This is a genomic window from Corynebacterium sp. LaCa_205, assembly GCF_057458085.1.
In genome coordinates, this window is sequence record NZ_CP190931.1 from 348,957 (window position 1) to 364,217 (window position 15,261).

General features: G+C 58.6%; 15 protein-coding genes. 6 read left to right on the top strand and 9 right to left on the bottom strand.

All coding sequences use genetic code 11. The annotated features are described in order from the left end of the window. The first annotated feature begins 25 nt into the window (after window positions 1–25). The 5 genes from ACP8J1_RS01760 (at window position 26) to tuf (ending at window position 5,690) form a co-directional block, all read left to right on the top strand. Window positions 26–577, top strand: coding sequence for a nucleoside/nucleotide kinase family protein (locus ACP8J1_RS01760; RefSeq protein WP_023020536.1), 552 nt, complete (start codon window positions 26–28; stop codon window positions 575–577). Window positions 578–809: 232 nt separating this feature from the next. Further along, window positions 810–1,181 (top strand): 30S ribosomal protein S12, encoded by a 372-nt coding sequence (rpsL, locus tag ACP8J1_RS01765; protein ID WP_005322866.1) that lies wholly within the window; start codon window positions 810–812, stop codon window positions 1,179–1,181. A gap of 6 nt (window positions 1,182–1,187) precedes the next feature. Continuing rightward, complete coding sequence (rpsG, locus tag ACP8J1_RS01770; protein ID WP_005322865.1) at window positions 1,188–1,655, top strand: 30S ribosomal protein S7; 468 nt, start codon at window positions 1,188–1,190, stop codon at window positions 1,653–1,655. A 322-nt stretch (window positions 1,656–1,977) separates the two neighbouring features. After that, window positions 1,978–4,107: an elongation factor G gene (gene fusA / locus ACP8J1_RS01775; RefSeq protein ID WP_023020537.1), complete on the top strand. Its 2,130-nt coding sequence runs from the start codon at window positions 1,978–1,980 to the stop codon at window positions 4,105–4,107. A 392-nt stretch (window positions 4,108–4,499) separates the two neighbouring features. Next, window positions 4,500–5,690, top strand: a complete 1,191-nt coding sequence (tuf, locus tag ACP8J1_RS01780) for an elongation factor Tu (protein ID WP_023020538.1) — start codon at window positions 4,500–4,502, stop codon at window positions 5,688–5,690. A gap of 230 nt (window positions 5,691–5,920) precedes the next feature. Here the strand turns inward: tuf and ACP8J1_RS01785 are convergent, their stop codons facing one another. The 4 genes from ACP8J1_RS01785 to ACP8J1_RS01800 all read right to left on the bottom strand — a co-directional run bounded on the left by ACP8J1_RS01785 (window position 5,921) and on the right by ACP8J1_RS01800 (window position 11,602). Beyond that, window positions 5,921–7,615 (bottom strand): ABC transporter family substrate-binding protein, encoded by a 1,695-nt coding sequence (locus tag ACP8J1_RS01785; protein WP_023020539.1) that lies wholly within the window; start codon window positions 7,613–7,615, stop codon window positions 5,921–5,923. Window positions 7,616–7,724: 109 nt separating this feature from the next. Beyond that, a complete protein-coding gene (locus tag ACP8J1_RS01790) occupies window positions 7,725–9,629 on the bottom strand; it encodes a dipeptide ABC transporter ATP-binding protein (protein WP_023020540.1) in 1,905 nt (634 codons plus the stop codon). Further along, complete coding sequence (locus tag ACP8J1_RS01795; RefSeq protein ID WP_005322860.1) at window positions 9,626–10,618, bottom strand: ABC transporter permease; 993 nt, start codon at window positions 10,616–10,618, stop codon at window positions 9,626–9,628. Before ACP8J1_RS01795 ends, ACP8J1_RS01790 begins: the two co-directional genes overlap by 4 nt. Continuing rightward, complete coding sequence (locus tag ACP8J1_RS01800) at window positions 10,619–11,602, bottom strand: ABC transporter permease (RefSeq protein WP_023020541.1); 984 nt, start codon at window positions 11,600–11,602, stop codon at window positions 10,619–10,621. It abuts the gene before it with no gap. Between the two features lie 331 nt (window positions 11,603–11,933). Here ACP8J1_RS01800 and ACP8J1_RS01805 point away from each other — a divergent pair, with 331 nt between their 5' ends. Further along, the gene (locus tag ACP8J1_RS01805) at window positions 11,934–12,632 is read left to right on the top strand and encodes a hypothetical protein (protein ID WP_023020542.1); all 699 of its coding nucleotides are present in this window, start codon (window positions 11,934–11,936) and stop codon (window positions 12,630–12,632) included. Here ACP8J1_RS01805 and amaP read toward each other — a convergent pair. The 5 genes from amaP to ACP8J1_RS01830 are packed head-to-tail and all read right to left on the bottom strand — an operon-like array spanning window position 12,621 to window position 15,257. Beyond that, a complete protein-coding gene (gene amaP, locus ACP8J1_RS01810; RefSeq protein WP_023020543.1) occupies window positions 12,621–13,196 on the bottom strand; it encodes an alkaline shock response membrane anchor protein AmaP in 576 nt (191 codons plus the stop codon). The two genes, ACP8J1_RS01805 and amaP, sit on opposite strands and share 12 nt — an antisense overlap. Beyond that, window positions 13,189–13,755 (bottom strand): DUF6286 domain-containing protein, encoded by a 567-nt coding sequence (locus ACP8J1_RS01815; protein ID WP_023020544.1) that lies wholly within the window; start codon window positions 13,753–13,755, stop codon window positions 13,189–13,191. Before ACP8J1_RS01815 ends, amaP begins: the two co-directional genes overlap by 8 nt. Next, window positions 13,748–14,713: an Asp23/Gls24 family envelope stress response protein gene (locus ACP8J1_RS01820; protein ID WP_023020545.1), complete on the bottom strand. Its 966-nt coding sequence runs from the start codon at window positions 14,711–14,713 to the stop codon at window positions 13,748–13,750. Before ACP8J1_RS01820 ends, ACP8J1_RS01815 begins: the two co-directional genes overlap by 8 nt. Next, the gene (locus ACP8J1_RS01825) at window positions 14,713–14,907 is read right to left on the bottom strand and encodes a DUF2273 domain-containing protein (protein ID WP_023020546.1); all 195 of its coding nucleotides are present in this window, start codon (window positions 14,905–14,907) and stop codon (window positions 14,713–14,715) included. The genes ACP8J1_RS01820 and ACP8J1_RS01825 overlap by 1 nt, the downstream gene beginning before the upstream one ends. Before the next feature lie 2 nt (window positions 14,908–14,909). Beyond that, a complete protein-coding gene (locus ACP8J1_RS01830) occupies window positions 14,910–15,257 on the bottom strand; it encodes a hypothetical protein (protein WP_023020547.1) in 348 nt (115 codons plus the stop codon). Window positions 15,258–15,261 lie beyond the last annotated feature (4 nt).

Below are 15,261 nucleotides of genomic sequence, written 5' to 3' on the forward strand. Positions count from 1 at the left end.
CCGCGAAAGCAGTGATTGAGCGACCATGGACTTTGATAGCCAACAAGAGCGCCTTTTAGAGGACGTCGTCAAGCTGGCGGCAGCCAGAAAGCGTGCCTTCAAGCCAGTGACCGTGCTTATCGACGGCCCTTCGGGTGCCGGAAAAACCTGGACTTCCGCCGCGCTGGCCGAGCGCACCAACTGGCGCGTGGTACACCTCGATGAGTTCTACCCCGGCTGGCACGGCCTGGACAAGGGCTCTGACATGGTGGCAGAACAGGTATTGCGCACCATGAATCCCGGCTATTGGCGCTGGGATTGGGAGGCGGACAGCCCTGGAGACTGGGCTAGCCTCGACGTGCGCGATGATCTCATCGTGGAAGGGGTGGGCTCCGTAACCCCGGCCAATATCGCAGCCGCAAAGGAGAGGGGAACGGTAGTTAGCGTGCTTATCGACGGCCCCTGGGACCAACGCCGCGAACGCGCCATCGCCCGCGAGCCCGACTACGAGCAGTGGTTTGAAACCTGGGAAGCACAGGAAAAGGACTACTTTGCCACCAAGGCTGCTGAGGCTGATTTAGTTTGGGAATGGTCCTAGCAGGAAGAAGGTGCCGATCGCGTTTTGTATAAAGCGTGATCGGTTTGCTAGTCTAAACGGCAGTTCACTATGCGTGCCTTGCTGGCACGCGGTGAAGAGTCTGATCCTTAACAAGGCACCGACCTTGGGAAGAGTTCTGGACATGCGGCAGCGCCCCGGGAAAGAGCGCCCATTTTTGCATGTTTGGTTCTTTTCCTTCGGTATTGGTGCAATTCGACAGAAAGACTGTTAAATGCCAACTATTCAGCAGCTGGTCCGCAAGGGCCGCCACGATAAGCGTAAAGAGGTTTCCACCGCTGCGCTGAAGGGTTCCCCGCAGCGTCGCGGTGTATGCACCCGCGTGTACACCACCACTCCTAAGAAGCCGAACTCCGCACTGCGTAAGGTTGCTCGTGTTCGCCTGACCACCGGTATTGAGGTTTCCGCCTACATTCCGGGCGAGGGCCACAACCTGCAGGAGCACTCCATGGTCCTCGTTCGCGGCGGCCGTGTGAAGGACCTTCCTGGTGTTCGTTACAAGATCATCCGCGGCGCTCTGGATACCCAGGGTGTCAAGGACCGTAAGCAGGCACGTTCCCGTTACGGCGCAAAGAAGGGACAGTAATAAACAATGCGTAAGAATGCTGCTCCGAAGCGTCCTGTAGTCAAGGACCCGGTATACAACTCCGAGCAGGTAACCATGCTCGTCAACAAGATCCTCCAGGACGGCAAGAAGTCCACCGCAGAGCGTATCGTCTATGGCGCTCTCGAGGCTTGCCGCGAGAAGACCGGTACCGATCCGGTTGGCACCCTGGAGAAGGCACTGGGCAATATCCGCCCAGACCTTGAGGTTCGCTCCCGCCGTGTCGGTGGCGCTACCTACCAGGTGCCGGTTGAGGTTCGCCCTGACCGTGCAAACACCCTGGCACTGCGCTGGATGGTGACCTTCACCCGCCAGCGTCGCGAGAACTCCATGATTGAGCGTCTCGCAAACGAGATTCTGGATGCCTCCAACGGCCTCGGCGCTTCCGTTAAGCGTCGTGAGGATACTCACAAGATGGCTGAGGCTAACCGCGCCTTCGCTCACTACCGCTGGTAATTTCAGCACTCATTTCAATGGCCCAAGCAACGAGAAGAAAGTTTCGCGCTGGCTGCCGGCAGGTTTTCTCCGGCGGCGACACAAAACTACATATCTCTTGCTTGGGTCATTCTTTGCCCTAATGGGTGTGATTTCTGGGCGGTATGCCCGCCCGGTCCAGCGGCATCGTGGAGTGTCCAGTACACTGAAGCGATGGAAGTCTAGGGGCATGCGTGCACCTAGGACGGCCAATAGTGGCAAAAATTAAAAGACCTTATCCATGCAGGCGTCATAGCCAGAAACCTGGTCACGGCGTCGACGACTATTAAGTTGGGGTATAAACGTGGCACAAGAAGTGCTTAAGGATCTGAACAAGGTCCGCAACATCGGCATCATGGCCCACATCGATGCTGGTAAGACGACGACCACCGAGCGTATTCTCTTCTACACCGGTATCAACCGTAAGGTGGGCGAGACCCACGACGGTGCGTCCACTACTGACTGGATGGAGCAGGAGAAGGAACGCGGCATCACCATTACCTCCGCTGCCGTGACCTGCTTCTGGAATAACAACCAGATCAACATCATCGACACCCCGGGTCACGTTGACTTCACCGTTGAGGTTGAGCGTTCCCTGCGTGTTCTTGACGGCGCCGTCGCAGTCTTCGACGGTAAGGAAGGCGTTGAGCCGCAGTCCGAGCAGGTGTGGCGTCAGGCTGCTAAGTACGATGTTCCGCGTATCTGCTTCGTTAACAAGATGGACAAGCTGGGCGCTGACTTCTACTTCACCGTTCAGACCATCATTGACCGCTTGGGCGCTAAGCCGCTGGTTATGCAGCTGCCTATCGGCGCTGAGGATGACTTCGACGGCGTTGTCGACCTGCTGAATATGCAGGCAATCACCTGGCGTGGCAAGGTCGAGACCGGCGCTGAGCCTACCTACGAGGAAATCCCAGAGGACCTCAAGGACAAGGCGGAAGAATACCGCGAGAAGCTGGTTGAGACCGTTGCTGAGTCCGACGAAGAGCTCATGGAGAAGTACTTCGGCGGCGAGGAGCTGACCATTGACGAGCTCAAGGCCGGCATCCGTAAGCTCACCATCAACTCCGAGGTCTACCCGGTTTACTGCGGTACCGCCTACCGTAACAAGGGCGTGCAGCCACTGCTTGACGCTGTGGTTGACTTCCTGCCAAGCCCGCTGGACGTCGGCGAGGTTATCGGCCACGAGGTAGGAAACGAGGACAAGGAGCTTACCCGTAAGCCTTCCGTTGAGTCCCCGTTCTCCGCACTGGCATTCAAGATTGCTGCTCACCCATTCTTTGGCCAGCTCACCTTCACCCGCGTCTACTCCGGCCAGGTCACCCCGGGTACCGAGGTTATGAACTCCACCAAGGGCAAGAAGGAGCGCATCGGTAAGCTCTTCCAGATGCACGCCAACAAGGAAAACCCTGTTGAGCAGGCAGACGCCGGTAACATTTATGCTGTTATCGGTCTGAAAGAGACCACCACCGGTGACACCCTGTGTGACAAGGATAACCAGATCATCCTCGAGTCCATGGACTTCCCGGATCCGGTTATCAAGGTTTCCATCGAGCCGAAGACCAAGGCTGACCAGGAGAAGCTGGGTACCGCTATCCAGAAGCTCGCAGCTGAGGACCCAACCTTCACCGTCGAGCTGGATGAGGAGACCGGCCAGACCGTTATCGGCGGCATGGGCGAGCTCCACCTCGACGTTCTCGTTGACCGCATGAAGCGCGAGTTCAAAGTTGAGGCGAACATCGGTAACCCGCAGGTTGCTTACCGTGAGACCATCCGTAAGAAGGTTGAGTCCATGGAGTATACCCACAAGAAGCAGACCGGTGGTTCCGGTCAGTTCGCAAAGGTTATCTGCACCATCGAGCCGTACAACCCGGACCCAGAGACCTTGGAAGAGGGCGAGTCCGCAACTTACGCATTCGAGAATGCCGTCACCGGTGGCCGCGTTCCGAAGGAATACATTCCTTCCGTTGACGCTGGTATCCAGGACGCAATGCAGTACGGCTACCTGGCAGGCTTCCCGATGGTTAACATCAAGGCCACCCTGGAAGACGGCGCTTACCACGACGTCGACTCCTCCGAGATGGCCTTCAAGCTGGCCGGCTCCCAGGTCTTCAAGGAAGCAATGGCCAAGGCAAAGCCAGTTCTGCTGGAGCCGATGATGGCCGTTGAGGTTGTCACCCCTGAGGAGTACATGGGTACCGTTAACGGTGACATCTCCTCCCGTCGTGGCCAGGTCTTCGCTATGGAGGACCGTTCCGGCGCGAAGGTCGTTAAGGCTAAGGTGCCGCTGTCCGAGATGTTCGGTTACATCGGTGACCTGCGTTCTTCCACCGCTGGCCGCGCAAACTTCACCATGGTCTTCGATTCCTATGCAGAGGTTCCATCCTCCGTTGCACAGGAGATCATCGAGGAGCGCACCGGCAGCGCTAACTAAGCAGTAGCCCCGCTCCACCCGCGGTTTGTCCGGGCTGGTAATCTTCGCCAGTAGATGCCAGACCCGCCGCGGAGCGGGACAACTGGGCCAGGGTAGCGGCGGGCTGAGTTTGCAGCTTAACCATCTAGGTTGTGAATTGAGCCGGCCGTTACCCTCCCAGGATCCTTTTTAGAAGATTCTTGTCGAGGGAAATGGCCGCGATATTTCGCGGGGTTACCTCCTATAACGGCGGTTTGAAAAAACCGTGGCATAAATCTAGGATCGTGTAACTGGCACGTAAAGAAAGCGTCATTAGCGCTTTGCCCCACATACTGTGGGTCGGGTGCCAATGACAACTGTCAACCACGTGGCTGCGAAGGTCGTAGCCACCATATAGTCCAGGAGGACATACAGTGGCAAAGGAGAAGTTCGAGCGTACGAAGCCGCATGTGAACATCGGCACCATCGGACACGTCGACCACGGCAAGACCACCACCACCGCAGCGATCACCAAGGTTCTGGCTGACCAGTACCCTGAGGAGAACCAGGCATTCGCGTTCGACATGATCGACAAGGCTCCTGAGGAGAAGGAGCGCGGTATTACCATCAACATCTCCCACGTTGAGTACTCCACCCCGAAGCGCCACTACGCACACGTTGACGCTCCGGGCCACGCCGACTACATCAAGAACATGATTACCGGCGCTGCTCAGATGGACGGCGCTATCCTGGTTGTTGCTGCAACCGATGGCCCGATGCCGCAGACCCGCGAGCACGTTCTGCTTGCTCGCCAGGTTGGCGTTCCTTACATCCTCGTTGCACTGAACAAGTGCGACATGGTTGATGATGAGGAAATCATCGAGCTCGTTGAGATGGAGATCCGTGAGCTGCTCGCAGAGCAGGACTACGATGAGGAAGCTCCTATCGTTCACATCTCCGCTCTGAAGGCTCTCGAGGGCGATGACAAGTGGGTACAGTCCGTCGTTGAACTGATGGAAGCCTGCGACAACGCTATCCCGGATCCGGAGCGCGCTACCGACCAGCCGTTCCTGATGCCTATCGAGGACATCTTCACCATTACCGGCCGCGGCACCGTTGTTACCGGCCGTGTTGAGCGTGGCCGTCTGAACGTCAACGAGGACGTTGAGATCATCGGTATCCAGGAGAAGTCCCAGACCACCACCGTTACCGGTATCGAGATGTTCCGCAAGATGATGGACTACACCGAGGCTGGCGACAACTGTGGTCTGCTTCTGCGTGGTACCAAGCGTGAGGACGTTGAGCGTGGCCAGGTTGTTATCAAGCCGGGCGCTTACACCCCGCACACCAAGTTCGAGGGTTCCGTCTACGTCCTGAAGAAGGAAGAGGGCGGCCGCCACACCCCGTTCATGAACAACTACCGTCCGCAGTTCTACTTCCGTACCACGGACGTTACCGGTGTTGTTCACCTGCCAGAGGGCACCGAGATGGTTATGCCTGGCGACAACGTTGAGATGTCCGTTGAGCTCATCCAGCCGGTCGCTATGGACGAGGGCCTGCGCTTCGCTATCCGCGAGGGCTCCCGCACCGTCGGCGCTGGCCGCGTTACCAAGGTTATCGACTAGTCGATACCCAGTAACCGCTCAGTAGAGCTATAAAAAATCCGCTTCACTTTCGGTGGGGCGGATTTTTTGATCCTTAACCCACTTTCTCCGCGATGCACGAGCGTCGGCAATAGCCGTTGCTGCCTTGGCCGGGCGGTGCTGGCCTATAAAAGAGGCCTCCCGCTGCATCCTGTTTGATTGATGCTGCGGGAGGCTTCAGCGCATTGCGCTTTTAGGTGTGCAGGGAGTTGCTACTTTTCCCAGCCGATGTCTTCCTTGGGGAGGATGGCGAAGCCGTTGGCACCGTAGTTGGCCAGACCCTTCTTTACGCCGACCATTTGCGGACCGTTGGCGAAGGGGAGGATACCGTAGTGGCCGAAGGCCTCCGATTCGAGCTCATTGACGCGGTCGATTTGTTCGTCCTGGGAAGGAAGCTTCTGCAGCTCTTCAATCTTCTTATCAAATTCCTTGGTGCCAGTGCTGGACATATTTAGTGTGGAATCGCTGGCGTAGTACTGGCCAAAGTAGGCGACTCCAAATGGATCGGAGGAAGCAATGGCGGACAGGAAGAGGTCGAAGTCTCGCTCAGAGGTTACCTTCGAGAACTCAGCAGAAGGGCGCTCTTCAATCTTGAGGTCAACGCCGACGTCCTTGAGCATCTTTTGAAGTGCGGCGGCAAGGGACTTGGATACCTCATCGTCGCCGATGAGGATATAGCGCAGGGATAGTTTTTCGCCGTCTTTAGCAAAGATTCCGTCATCACCTTGTTGATATCCGGCATCCTCGAGCAGCTTCTTGGATTGCTCGGGGTCGAACTTGATGACGTCCTTGATATTGTCCTTGTAGCCCTCCTGGGTGGAGTAGAGGGTAAGCGAGCCCGGCATCTCTTCTTCATAGCCCAGGCCGTTATAGCGGATCTCGGCCAGCTGATCGCGGTCGATGGCGGAGAAGACGGCGTGGCGCACATCCTCATCCTTGAGCTGTGGCGCCTTGGAATTGAGGGTGAGGATGACATTGGCAGGGCGCAATGCTGCGCGGATATCGATGTCCTCGCCCATTTCACCGGCAATGGTGAGGCTGTTCTTATCGGCCACGCCAGCCGCGTCGATTTCCCCGGCCTGGAAGGCGTTGATGGTGGCCTGGGATTCCATGACGCGGAAGCTTACCTTCTTCATCTTTGGCTTATCGCCCCACCACTTTTCGTTCGGCACGAGGCTAAGGGTGCCACCCTTAAAGTCCACATTGTCCACCTTGAATGGGCCAGCGCCGTACTGCGGGTTCAGTTTGCCCAGGTAGGCCTTGTCAAACTTCTCTGGGCTATCAATAGCGGGGTGGAGCAGTTGATTGAAAAGACCCTGCCACCACGGGTAGGGGCCATCGAAGGTGATGACCACGTCCTTGTCGGTAGCTCCCATTTCCACGGAGGTGATGCGCTCGTAGCCGTCGGTGGAGTTTACCTGGACGTCCTCGTCCTTGCCGTTGTTAAAACGCCAGGTATTCTCAAAGGCCTTCCAATCGATGGGCGTGCCGTCGTTGAAGGTGGCGTCTTTGTTGATCTTGTAGGTGACGACGGTGTTCTTGCCCTTCTTGTCTTCCTTGGCCTCGTCGATGTAGTCGGGGTTTGGGGTGTAGTTTCCCTCGCCGTCGTAAAGTGCCAGCTGTGGGTTGTACCAACCCCATACCGTGCGGGTATCGGTGACCATATTGGCATGGAAGGTGTTTTGCTGCTCGGTCAGTTCGCCGATGGGGAGGGTGAGTTCACCGTCGTCCTTGAGCTCGTCGCGGGATTTTTCGTTATAGTCGCCGGCTGGATTGACCTCGATGTCGAGGCCGCCTACGGCCTTATTAGAGCCTCCGCCCGAGTTGGCGGCACAGCCGGTGAGCGCGAGGGCTGCGGCGGAAAGGGTGGCTACGGTAGCGATCCGGAAGCGAGTGAACTTGTGCATAATCGGGTTCTCCTTGAGTGAGAGGAAAGTGAAAGATGTGGAAGCGGGGCAGCCGCCACATCCTTCTAGGTGTGAGGTCAACTATATAGAACGGTTGCTGTGCGGCGGGTCACTTTCGTGAAATTGGGGATGTATCGGCCGGATCGGGGTTGCGTCGCCTGCGGGCGGCCTCCGGATCTGGAATCGGAATAGCTTCCAGTAGCTTCTTGGTGTAATCCGCTTGGGGGTTTTCGAAGACCTCGTCGGTCGGCCCGGATTCCACAAATTGGCCCTTATACATGACGGCCAACCTATCGGAGAGGTGGCGCACCACCGAAAGATCATGGGCCACGAAGAGGTAGGACAGCCCCAGCCTTCTCTTCAGATCTTCAAGCAAGTTGATGACACCAGCCTGGATGGAGACATCGAGCGCGGAGACGGGCTCATCCAGCACTAAGACCGAGGGGTTGGTGGCCAGCGCGCGGGCGAGGCCGATGCGCTGGCGCTGTCCGCCGGAAAAGTGGCTGGGGAAGCGATCCAGCTGGGAGGAGTCCAAACCGACAAGGCCCATGAGCTCGTTCACGCGGGCATCCACGTCGCCGTCATAGCCTAGGGAGTTGAGTGGTTCGGCGATGACCTCGCGCACGGTCAGGCGCGGGTTGAGGGAGCTCATCGGGTCCTGGAAGACAATTTGAATGTCCTTGCGGGCCTCGCGGCGCTCGGAATTGCTCATCCCGGCCGCGTCCTTCCCGTTGAGCACGACTGCGCCATTTTCGGGCTTTAAGTCCATGATTTCTAGCAGGGTGGTGGTCTTGCCGCAGCCAGACTCGCCTACGATGGCCATGCATTCGCCCTTGCGAATATCAAAGGTGAGGCCGTCCACTGCCTTGACCGTGCCCACGCGGCGCTTGACCAGCGCGCCCTTGGTAAGTGGGAATTCCTTGCGCAGGTCCGTGACCTCCAGGGTGGTGGCGCGCTCCTCGCGGGAGATACCGGCCATGACGTCCTCCGCGAGCTGCGGGGGCTTGAACATGAGCTCGCCGCCGATTTTGCGGTCGTGGATTTCGGGCGCGCGCAGGCAGGCACTCTGGTGCGAGGGGGCGTCGTCAAGCGCGATAAGCGGCGGCTCCCCGTCGGAGCAGGCGGGCTGCGCCACGGGGCAGCGCGGGGCAAACTGGCAGCGCTGCTTGAGGTCCACCAGCACCGGCGGGCTGCCCACGATGGGTGTGAGCGGCTCTTCTGCGGACACGTCCGGGCGGGGCGTAGAGCCGAGCAGGCCCACGGTATAGGGCATGCGGGGTTGGGAGAAGATGGTATCCACATCGCCGCGCTCCACGGGTCGGCCGGCGTACATGACCATGACATCATCGGCCGTTTCTGCCACCACGCCCATGTCATGGGTAATCATGATGGTGGCGGCGCCGGTTTCGCGCTGGGCGAGCTTAATGACCTCCAGAATCTGCGCCTGAATGGTCACATCCAGCGCGGTCGTGGGCTCATCGGCGATGAGTACGCGCGGATTATTGGCGATTGCGATGGCAATTACCACGCGCTGGCGCATGCCGCCCGAGAACTCGTGCGGGAAAGACTTCAGGCGCAGGTGCGGATCGGGGATGCCCACGAGATCGAGCAACTCCGTGGCCTCTTTGAGGGCCTGCTTCTTGCCGACGTCCCTATGGGCCTGAATTGCTTCCACCAACTGCGATCCAATATCGAAGACCGGGGTGAGCGCGGAGAGCGGATCCTGGAAGATCATGCCAATGCCGTTGCCTCGAATCTCGGACATCTGCTTATCGCTGAGACCGAGCAGCTCGCGGCCGTCGAACTTTACGGACCCGGTGATCTTCGCGTAGTCCGGCAGGAGCCCCATGATGGACATGGAGGTCACGGACTTACCGGAACCGGATTCGCCCACGATGCCGAGCGTGCGGCCAGGGTAGAGATCAAAATCTACGCCACGGACCGCGGAGACGGATCCGGCTTCGGACGGGAAGTTAACGCGCAGGTCTTTGACGGATAAGACGGGCGAGGTCATGCTTTACCTCCGGAATTCGAGTTGGGGTCGAGCGCATCGCGCAGGCCATCGCCAATGAAAGCCATGGACACGGTGAGCAAGGTCAGGGTTGCGGCAGGGAAGTAGAACAGCCACGGGGAGGACTGCACGGCGGCGGTGCCGCCCTGCAGGAGGGTGCCGAGGGAGACGTCGGGAAGCTTGACGCCCAACCCCAGGAAGGACAGGGCCGTCTCGGAGCCCACGGTGCCCACCACGCCGAAGACGAACTGGATGATGAGCAGCGAACCAATATTGGGAATGACGTGGCGCACGATGGTGCGCAGCTTGGACACGCCCATGTAGCTCGCCGCGCGGACGTAGTCTTGCTCGCGCACCGTAAGCGCCAGCGACCAAATCACGCGGGCCTGGTACATCCAGCCAAAGAGGATGAGCACGACGATAAGCAGCTTCCAATCTCCGCCGGAATCCGCCACTACCAATGCGATGAGTAGGAAGGTAGGGATGGACAGCAGGAAGTGAATGACGGCCAGCACCGCCTTTTCGGCTATGCCTCCCCACAAGGCTGCAGCGGATCCAATGAACGCGGAGATGACCAAGGTGGCTAGGGATACCACGATGGCGATGGTCAGGGACCTGCCTAAACCGTGAATGGTCTGGGCATAGAGGTCATTGCCGGTGTCATTCGTGCCAAACCAGTGCTCGGGGCTCGGCGGCTCCGACAGCGCAAGGAAGTCCGGCTCGGTGTAGTCCCACTTGGCAAAGAAGCCGCCAAAAAGCGCCGCAAGGACCAAGAAAGCCAGGATGATAAGGCCCAAGGTGGCGAGCTTATTGCGGAAGAAGCGGCGCAGGTACAGCTTGTAGCGCGAGGTGCCACGGGGCATCTGCTCCAGGGTGGCTACCTGCTCGGCCTCGGCGGGGGAGAAGGGGTCTCCCGAAGTGACCTCGCTGTGTGCGGTGATTTCCCCGCGCGGTTCCTGCTTGAAATAGTTGCGGTCTTTAGATGGGGTCATTTAACTCACCCTCACTCGTGGATCAAGCGCGACGACAACCAGGTCCGCCAATACCGCGGAGATGGCCGTCATGGCGGCGCCAAAGGCAGCGACAGCCGCTGCACCGTTGACGTCGTTCTTGCTAATGGTCTCGATGAAGTACTGGCCCATGCCGTTCCAGCCAAAGATGCGCTCGGTCATCACCGCACCGGTGAAGATGCCGGGGATGGAAAAGGCCACCGAGGTTGCCACCGGGATGATGGAGGTGCGCAGTGCGTGCTTGCGAATCGCCTGTTGGCGGGTCAAGCCCTTAGCGCGGGCGGTGCGCACATAGTCCGCATCCAAGTTATCCAGCAGCAAGGTGCGCTGGGTCATGTGGTAGCTGGCGTAGCTAATGAAGACCAATGAAATGGTGGGAAGGATCAAGTGCTGTGCGGAGTCCACCAGCTTGGGAAAGAATCCTTCCACGTCCAGCGAATGGGAGCCGACCACATAGAAAATCTTCTTGCCGCTGAGCTCGTTGATTTTCAGTGCGCCCCACACCACGGCGATGGACGCCACTACCACGTGGGTATTCATCGCGATGATGGAAATGCCCTGCCAGATGCGGTCACCGGTCTTGTACTGGCGCGAAGCGGTGTAAACGCCCACTGCCACGCCGATGAGAATGGACAAAATGGTGGAGAGCAAGAGCAGCTGCGCGGAAACCCAGATGCGGTAGCTAATTTCTGAATTCACCACCTCGCCCACTGGGGATTGGCCCCAGTCCCATTTGGTGAGGATATTGGTCAGCCAGGTCCACCAGCGTTGTACCAGCGGAGTATCGGGGCTGAGGTTATAGGGCTCGAGGAGGCTATTGATTTCCTCCGGTGAAAGCGGTGGGCGGCGGCCGGTGTAGTTGGACCGTGGGTCCAGGAAGCTGGCCGCCAAGAGATAGGCGAGGTTGGTAGCCAAAAAGATCATGAGTAACCAGCCCAAGGTCTTTTTGATCAGATATTTAGTCATAGAGATTCTCCGTGCGCGGTTAAGCAGGAAACGGGGTGCAAGGTGTATCCAACGAGCGAATCGTTGTATGTGACTAATCTAATAATCTGTTATCCAGAACACAATCAAATTAACCCCGTGACATAAATCCCCAATAATACGACAGGTATTACTGAACGTAGCTAGGGTGGAAAAATCTGCAATAAATACATTGTGAGCAGGCGATATGTGGCTCGAGATTGTTGAACACTTATAGTATTTATTTAATTGAATGAAATTAACTCGGGGGTGAAAATTTTCCTCTCGGCCCCGGCTGTCTGGCCGGCGCGGGTGCTGGGTAATCTTGGCGGATATGGATGACCCCACCCGCATCGATCCCACGCTTGAGTCCCTCCGTCGCGCCTGGGAAGGCCAACCCGACCTCAGCCTCGCCACCTTCTTTGCCATGCTGGCTAATCGGGGCATCGGTTGGGGTGCGAGCGATGCGGAGCTGGTAGCGGAGTTGCAGCGACAAGCGGCCGTGCATCCACCGCTTCTGCCCTTGGATAACGGACGCATTGCGGAAGGGGAGTGGCTGGTGCTTGCCGACGCCCCCACTAACCGCATTACCGCCACCCCCACCCACGTCATCGTGCGCCGTCCACAAGCTCAACCCGTGGTATGGGCATATGATTCCATTCGCCCAACCGGGCCCGGCCGGCCTTTTACCATTCGTGATACAGAAGGCTTCGAGCACCGCTTTGGCGTGGTTACCAGCCTCATGCGGTTGAGCACTACGTGCCCAGACCTCAAGGGCCTGAAGCGACAGGAGTTAGGCGATTTCGTCTTTGTTCTTCGCTTCTCCGGGGCCATTGGCGTTCTTGACCATGGGTTACACCTATTTGCCAAGGAAAATCGCCGCGTTACTCGCCAGGATTATTCTTGGCAGCGAATAGAAAAATGCCGCCCCGGAGAGGAACTGGAAGTGATCCTCGGGGGCGGCGAATCGGCCCGTTTGGGGGCCATTGAAGAGGTCCTAGTGGCAGAGACCCCGAACCCGCTATTCGGATAGGTCCTTCAGAGGCCCAACCTTGCTGAATTGCAGTTTATAAATGGTGTCCAAATCCGCGTCCGGGAAAGCCGCGCGGAAATCGCGTTCATTGGTCTCCACGGCGCCAGTAAGGCGCTCCACCGGGGTATCCGGATTGGCCGTGACCGTGTACTGCAGGGTAGGGCGGGCACGGTCATAAGCCACGAGCCGCTCCACGTGCTCGACGCCCTTAATTCCATCCAGATCCTGGGCCACAGCACCGGCAATAGCGTTCATCGACGTCGTGATAGATCCCTTGTCATTAGACGATGCAGACTCCACGTTATTAAAGCGACGGTGGCGCAGGTTAGCTACCACGAGCCACAGGCCTACGATAAGCAGTAGTGCGGAACCACCGGCCAGCGCCCAGACCCACCAGTCATTGTCCGCCAACGTCTTCCACGCATCGTGGTCCACCCACAGGGCTAAGTACTTGGCAAACTCCACATTGAAGTGGATAAGGATGGGCCACACGCCCAAAGCGATGAGGATTATTCCCAGCAGGCCGAGCAGGATACGGTCAAAAGTAGCAAGTTTTCTAGACATTGTTATCCAACTCCGGAATCTTTTCTACAGCTACGGTGACCTGTGGCGGATTCTTTAAGTGCGCCAGGCACTGCGTAACCGCGGTCTCTACTCGGCCCTGCAGCTCGGCATCGTCGGTATCACCATTGACGGTGACCTTAGCGGTCTTTTTATCCGCTGAGGTCTGTGCGGAGGCAACGCCCGGCACGCGGCGAGCAGTCGCCGAAGATAGGCGAGCGATATCTACCGGCCGCATCCACATGGACGCGGTATCGGAAGCCAGCTGCAGGTGCGTTGTGCGGCGCGTCTTTAGCGTTGCAAATAGGAAGATAAGGCCGACGATGATGGATGCGACACCGGCCCAAATCATCCAGGTCTGCAGCTGTTCAGTGGCGATGAGGTTAAGTACTGGCTGTACCCACGATTGGGCATCGGAACCAGAACCTACAAGCCACGTCTCGCGCACGCCGACGATGCCCGCGGCGATCAGAAGCAGCCCTAGAATCACAGCCCACGATCGCGCCGCTGGAGACGCCTTCGGCTGCTGCCCAAAGTGTTCAGGCATGTGCTGTTCAGCCATGGTTGCCTCCTTGTGGGCGGTAGGGGTTTATGGAAATGGCGCGCAACGGCTCCGGCCGTGGCACATCCACGTGCAGTGGGCGAGGGTTGGCCGGGGTGACCTCAATACGTTTGAGTGCTTGTGGTCGAGGGGCTTGTACCTTTCGCGCAGGAACGGACTTAGGGGTCTGCACGCGGCGCGGTGTCCACTCGTGGCGGATCTCGATATCACGCAGCGGCTGCGGCCGAGGAGCTGATACCTGTACTTTTCGCGACAGCGGGCGAACCTGTCCGCTGGGGACCAGCTTGGCTGGGCGCGGTGCCGCCACGCTGTGAACGTGTACCGGCTTAGGCTCTTTGAGAGGCCGCAGCGCATGTTCACCTGGGGAAGAGATTTCGCGCAGGTGGTGGTCAGGGAGATCAGCAGAGACACTGCGTACCTCAGCCTCGCGCGGAGTGTTTACGGACCGCACCGCGATGTCGGAGTCCGGGGCAGTGACGCTGCGCACCGGTGTTTTCTGCGGTGTGGCAATGCTGCGTACGTTGACCGACTCGGCAGTGACCGGCTGCCAGACCGGCGAGGGCGTGATGTGCGGCGCGACGGCAGCAGCAACCTGGCGCTGCTCCACTTCTGCCGCTGTTACCCGATTGCCCGGAACGGAACCGCCAACGGTGACATTAACGCGTGTAGTGGAATAACCGGTATGTGCCGCGATGGCTTCTGAAATGGCGGCGCGGGTATGCTCCGCCACCGTAGTAACCGGCGAGGGCCACACTACGCCGATAGTGGCGTTGACGGCCGCTACCTCGCGCTCCGAGTCCATTTGGACCGAGACCCGTGGAAAACCGCGGCCGCCGATGCCCGCTAGCTTGGCCTCTATGGCCTTGGTGCCGGGGACGCTAGCGATCGCGGCGGTAACGATGCGTTCCATGGTCCGCAGCGAGATACGCGTGTGGCCCTGAGTGGAACTATCTGTCATTAACCTTGGCCTTTCTCCTTACCGATGAGGCCATTCCACACCGAGGTGAGATCGATACGGCCATCAAAGTGTGCTCCCACGATTCCGCCAATGGCAGCAAGGAGTACGGCGAGCAGGGTCGGACCCCAACCTAGGTGCAAAAAGAAGGCAAGAATAAGGCCGGAAATGATGCCCAAAGTGGTGTAATTTTTCATATCTATTCCTTCGATGGAGCAGCGGATAAGCCATCCACGGCGTCAGAAAACTCAACGTCAATGCGCTGCAGTTCGGGACATGCCCCTCGTGCGGCGGACCGGATGTCTTCTGCCAAGGCATAAAGGTCCGGCGCCGCGCTGATATCGACGCGGATGTTGATCTGCAGGTGGCGATCGTCGCGCGGATTGGGTCGCCGCATACCGACGATGCGCTCGCCTGGGAGGTACAAACTCACCGAACTGAACGAACCGCCGTCGAGTGCAGCGACGCCGCGGACCTTCGTGACGGCCTGTGCAATAGCGTGGGCGTGGCTTACCTCGAGCTCGAAATGTGCTCGGGGCTCAGGCATTGGG

Bases quoted from the DNA above. Each gene is read 5' to 3' on its own strand.
- amaP (WP_023020543.1), bottom strand. From the start codon at position 13,196: ATGTCTAGAAAACTTGCTACTTTTGACCGTATCCTGCTCGGCCTGCTG.
- ACP8J1_RS01790 (WP_023020540.1), bottom strand. From the start codon at position 9,629: ATGACCTCGCCCGTCTTATCCGTCAAAGACCTGCGCGTTAACTTCCCG.
- ACP8J1_RS01785 (WP_023020539.1), bottom strand. From the start codon at position 7,615: ATGCACAAGTTCACTCGCTTCCGGATCGCTACCGTAGCCACCCTTTCC.
- rpsL (WP_005322866.1), top strand. From the start codon at position 810: ATGCCAACTATTCAGCAGCTGGTCCGCAAGGGCCGCCACGATAAGCGT.
- ACP8J1_RS01800 (WP_023020541.1), bottom strand. From the start codon at position 11,602: ATGACTAAATATCTGATCAAAAAGACCTTGGGCTGGTTACTCATGATC.
- ACP8J1_RS01820 (WP_023020545.1), bottom strand. From the start codon at position 14,713: ATGACAGATAGTTCCACTCAGGGCCACACGCGTATCTCGCTGCGGACC.
- ACP8J1_RS01760 (WP_023020536.1), top strand. From the start codon at position 26: ATGGACTTTGATAGCCAACAAGAGCGCCTTTTAGAGGACGTCGTCAAG.
- ACP8J1_RS01795 (WP_005322860.1), bottom strand. From the start codon at position 10,618: ATGACCCCATCTAAAGACCGCAACTATTTCAAGCAGGAACCGCGCGGG.
- ACP8J1_RS01805 (WP_023020542.1), top strand. From the start codon at position 11,934: ATGGATGACCCCACCCGCATCGATCCCACGCTTGAGTCCCTCCGTCGC.
- rpsG (WP_005322865.1), top strand. From the start codon at position 1,188: ATGCGTAAGAATGCTGCTCCGAAGCGTCCTGTAGTCAAGGACCCGGTA.
- ACP8J1_RS01825 (WP_023020546.1), bottom strand. From the start codon at position 14,907: ATGAAAAATTACACCACTTTGGGCATCATTTCCGGCCTTATTCTTGCC.
- ACP8J1_RS01830 (WP_023020547.1), bottom strand. From the start codon at position 15,257: ATGCCTGAGCCCCGAGCACATTTCGAGCTCGAGGTAAGCCACGCCCAC.
- ACP8J1_RS01815 (WP_023020544.1), bottom strand. From the start codon at position 13,755: ATGGCTGAACAGCACATGCCTGAACACTTTGGGCAGCAGCCGAAGGCG.